This window comes from Candidatus Hinthialibacter antarcticus (assembly GCA_030765645.1).
Lineage (GTDB): Bacteria > Hinthialibacterota > Hinthialibacteria > Hinthialibacterales > Hinthialibacteraceae > Hinthialibacter > Hinthialibacter antarcticus.
The window spans coordinates 1-4,634 of the sequence record JAVCCE010000046.1 but is presented as its reverse complement, the minus strand read 5'-3'; the positions used below and the strand labels follow the sequence as shown (position 1 = coordinate 4,634).

Below are 4,634 nucleotides of genomic sequence, written 5' to 3'. Positions count from 1 at the left end.
TCCTGGTGAGCCGGATAAAACCGAAAGCCTGCTCCCTCTCCCACTGGGAGAGGGTTGGGGTGAGGGCTTGGATATATATCCGTTTTTATTCAAACGCGGCTCGGCGGGAGCCTCGCCCTCCCCGCACTGAAGCGAGCGGAGTTGTACCCATGCCACATGCAGAAAAATCTCAATGCAATTGATTTCTTTTTATCCCCCAAAATACTGAATAAATTTAGTGAACTTAATCATATTTATTTTTCGACTTTTTTTGTATCACAAATCCCTATATTTCTGTAAGATAGCCTCCGGTAGCCTATTCCAAATCGTTGCAAGTATTAGAAAAACCAATGGCTCACTCTGGAGGTAAAACATCATGATGCAATGGAGTAAAACCAACGACGCGCTCGGTACGTTCAACCGTGGAAACACCGCAGAATCAGGGCTTTGCACCTTATGCGAATCGAACTGCAAAGGCAAATGCGAAACCTGGATGTCATCTCTTCTAGGCCGGAAAATTCTCTATCCGCGAAATTTTGGCAACAGCACGTCCGGCTCGTCAAATATTTGCCAAGTCGGGATGGGGTACCATGCCCTGCGCATTCAAGGCTACGCCTATGGCGCCTGCGGCATCCGCGATGGCATGTCGACCAATGCTGACGACTGCATTTTTCCAAACGTGAACATCGAAACCGAATTCGGCCAGACCCATAAAACCAAATGCCGCGTTCCCATTATGACCGGCGCACTCGGCTCGACTTTTATCGCAGCCAATTATTGGGAATCGTTCGCTGTCGGCGCCGCGTTGTGCGGCTTCCCCATTGTGGTGGGCGAGAATGTTGTCGGCGTTGACCGGGAATCAAAAATAGAAAACGGAAAAATAATCTCTGCGCCCGAAATGGACCGCCGCATCGATACCTTTCTGCGCTATTACGATGGATACGGCTCCATCATCGTCCAGTTAAACGTCGAAGACACCCGCAACGGCGTGGCGGAATATATCATCGACAAATACGGCAACCAGGTCATGATCGAACTGAAATGGGGACAAGGCGCCAAAGACATCGGCGGCGAGATTCAAGTTTCATCCATCGACTACGCCCGCTTCCTCAAAGACCGGGGATATGTCGTCGACCCGGACCCGTATGACCCAGGCGTTCAGCGCGCGTTCGTAAACCACGCCATTACCTCATTCGCCCGCCACAGCCGCCTGGGCGCGACTGACCTGCAAACCACTGAGCAAGTGCATGACGAATTTATGAAATCGGTCGCCTATCTCCGCCAGCTGGGCTTCGACCGCATCTCTCTCAAAACCGGCGCCTACGGAATGGAAGCCCTGGCGATGGCGATCCGTTTTTCGTCAGACGCCAGCCTCGACCTGTTGACCATCGACGGCGCCGGCGGAGGAACCGGAATGAGCCCCTGGAACATGATGGACCACTGGGGCGTCACCTCGCTGCCGCTTCATGCAAAGACTTATGATTATTGCAAAATCCTACAAGATCAGGGACGCCCAGTTCCCGATATTTCTTTGGCGGGCGGGTTTGCGCGTGAAGACCACATCTTTAAAGCGCTTGCCCTGTGTTCGCCATTTACCAAACTGGTCTGCATGGGCCGCGCCCCAATGATCCCCGGGTATCTGGGCAGCAACATCGAAGGCGTATTCAAGCCAAACAAACGCGCCAGTCTGAGCGGTCATTGGGAAGAACTGCCCAATTCGATCAAACAGATTGGCACTTTCCCGGAAGAAATATTCTCGAGTTGGGAAGCGGTCAAAGCCCGGATCGGCGAAGAAGAAATGAAGCGCATCCCCTACGGCGCAATTGCCATGCACGGTCTATGCGACAAATTGTCTTGTGGATTACAGCAATTTATGGCAGGGGCGCGTAAGTTTGAATTAAGCCAGGTTCAACGCAGCGACCTGATGTCGGCCAACCGCGAGACGGAAGAACTGACCGGCATCCCCTTTATGACCCATGCGCTCAACGAACAAGCCGAGAAAATCCTAACCGCGTAAATAATCAAGCCAACTAAATATTAAACCGCCGGGCGATGATCCACCCGGCGGTTTTTTTTATTGGCGAAAGAATGATTAACTAAATCATCGAGACTGACTCAAACTCGCCCTCGTCCGTCATCACATAACAACGCACCTCAGGCTCATCAGACGCCAGCGAGATGATGAAATAAAACAATCCAGGGTAGTGATTGTCTTCGCGGTCGCGTTGCGAGGGCGTCGGCGGCGATGAGGGATGCGAGTGAAAGACCCCAATCATATCCTCATTGGCCTTGCGCATTTTACGCACGGCGCAAAACAGCGCTTCGGGGTTGCCATTAAATCGGTCGGGGGCGCACAGGTCATTCTCAATCGGGTAGACCGATGTGACAACGCTGCCTTTTCCGCCCAAAACCCCACAGCATTCATTGGGGGCGGCCGCTTCGGCCTGGTCTATTATTTTCTGTAAAAACGACGGAGGCACAACTACCGATTCAGGAACTTTTACCACTGGGCTTTGCATGTATATCCCTCAAACAATCGAATCAATTCTTCTGGTATTTCTAACACAATCATAGCTAACCAAATCCGCTGAAAATTGGAAGGGGAAACTACTTTTTTCTACGGAAACTGAGATCACGCTCCCGGTAAAAAGTCAATGACAACGCCCACTTCAGCGCTTGCGTTGCCCCCCTCAGAAGCGGCCCGGTTTCGCAACGCATCCAGCGCCCAAGCGACGGCGTAGACGGTGTCGTCGTGCATCCCGCCGCTGAGAGGATGGCCAAACTGAGCGCCTCCATGAGGGCCGCGGCGGTACTCGAAAGCCTTGAGTTCCTCGAAGAAGGCTGGATCAAGATCGTCGGGCAGCGCCAGGCGTTTCTGTTTGAGCAGCGCGTGCATGGCGTGAAACGCGATTTGCTGACGCTGGACGCTCGGCGCGACCAGTTCGACCTCCACATTCTGCGAAGCGCAATATTCCGCAAGTGACTTGCCCTGATACTGCTCAACGGCGGCGCATTCGATGTTGTATGTCTCAATCAATGCCTGGGCGGATTCGCGCAAATCACGGTCAGACGCCGTCTCGAACACTTTCAAATCGACGATAGCGTATTTCGGCTCCAGGTCGAAACCGGTTTGGTATTGCGCGACCACCGCGAGTACGCTGCGGTCGTGATTGGGGCTGAATGACAGCGCCAAGTCAGCCCCGAGGGCATAGACCGCCTGCGGCGGCAGCGCAAAACGCGGCTGACGGTTGGGTTCGATCAATCCCTTGAATAGCCCACAGGCGCCCTCGACCCACTCGCCCAGCACCTCCGCCCGGAATTCCAACTCGTTTTTGTTTTGGCGCAGGCGGTCGAGTTCTTTGCTCGAAATGAGCGGATTGGCGCTGCTGGCGCATTGGATCACTTCGATGTCGGATTTGGCGCCTTTCGCGTTCTGAACATAGCCATACACCCAAGACGCCGCCGAACTGGGCGAGGACACGATGTAGAGTTTTCCATTTTTCTTGGATGTAGTGATGAGCGCATATTCAACCGCTTTGCGTACCTGCTTGCCGTTTTCCATAAAGCAGGCTTCGTCAAGAATGATGGTAACGCCGCCCGTTCCGCCTTTTTTGGGGTGGTAGCCCCGGATGGTTGCCGGATTGGCGGGCAGAAATTTGATCGACGAGCCATTGTTGAGTTCAATCGCCCGGCTCGACATGCTCGCGGCGAATTCTTTGATCGGGGAGCCGCTGATGAGAAAGATCAGCCGCGAGCCAAATTCGGAACTCATGCGTTGGCTGGAGGAAACCACCAGCACGATTTGGTTCTCTTGCAGCGCATGAAACAAGGCCGCGACCATGGACGCCTGGGTTTTGCCCGCGCCGCGTCCGGCGATGAGCATCACTGTGCGTTTTTCGGATTGGCACAATTGCTTTTGGTGGTCGAACAATTCGATATCGAGCGCCTCTTTTGCGAACAATACGACGTCGCTCTTCCAGCGGTTGATTTTGCTTTCGAGAGGCTCCTCTGGCGGCGTGGGTTCGGGTTTGGAGCGTCCGGGCAGCAGTTTGGCCGCTGCGCTGAAGTAGCCGGAGATGTACGACAAAAACAAGCGGTGCAGACCCTGGACTTTGCTGTCGAGCAGGTCGCTTTCTTCATCGAGGCAATGTTTGACGCGCTCCATTTCTTCTTCGAGGTCGTGGAGATGGCGCTGGGCGTCTTGCGGTTCAATGGACGGGGTTTCGTCTTTCATCATGTTTCCCTCAATTGCAGAACAGTTGGTCAGCGGAGTAAGACCCCGCCCTACCAATCAAATTGAGGGGGCAAAATCGGGTGATAAATTGCATGGGGGAGTGCGAGTAGGTTTGGATCCCCCCGCGCTTTCAGCCGATGGGGAGGAGAGGGCGGGCGCAACGCGTTGCGTCCCTACATAGCGGATATATTATTGTTTCGCTGGATTAAGGGCTGCCGTCACTCCGCGAGGTTTGGCTCGCCACCCAGTCGTTTACTTTTGATTATCGAATTTGGAAAGTTTTTATTGGTGGGTTTCGCTGCGCTCAACGCCACCCTACTTGAAATGCATCATTCATCCGCAGTAGGGGGGGGGCTCGCGAAGCCTGCCTGCGGCAGGCAGGCCACCGCGATAGAACCAACCGCGTTTCTCAATTTCGCGG

Annotated in this window: 4 protein-coding genes; 2 read left to right on the top strand and 2 right to left on the bottom strand. The window is 53.9% G+C overall.

Annotation, left to right across the window (positions count from 1 at the left end):
• The first annotated feature begins 355 nt into the window (after nt 1-355).
• A complete protein-coding gene (locus P9L94_11205; GenBank protein ID MDP8244640.1) occupies nt 356-1,996 on the top strand; it encodes a glutamate synthase-related protein in 1,641 nt (546 codons plus the stop codon).
• A gap of 79 nt (nt 1,997-2,075) precedes the next feature.
• Here the strand turns inward: P9L94_11205 and P9L94_11200 are convergent, their stop codons facing one another.
• Nucleotides 2,076-2,498, bottom strand: a complete 423-nt coding sequence (locus P9L94_11200; protein MDP8244639.1) for a M67 family metallopeptidase — start codon at nt 2,496-2,498, stop codon at nt 2,076-2,078.
• A gap of 113 nt (nt 2,499-2,611) precedes the next feature.
• Entirely contained in the window at nt 2,612-4,216 is a 1,605-nt protein-coding gene (locus tag P9L94_11195; protein ID MDP8244638.1) for a phage terminase large subunit, read from the bottom strand.
• A 189-nt stretch (nt 4,217-4,405) separates the two neighbouring features.
• Between P9L94_11195 and P9L94_11190 the strand changes: the two genes are divergently transcribed.
• On the top strand, nt 4,406-4,634 hold a 229-nt coding region (locus tag P9L94_11190), incomplete at its 3' end, for a hypothetical protein (GenBank protein ID MDP8244637.1).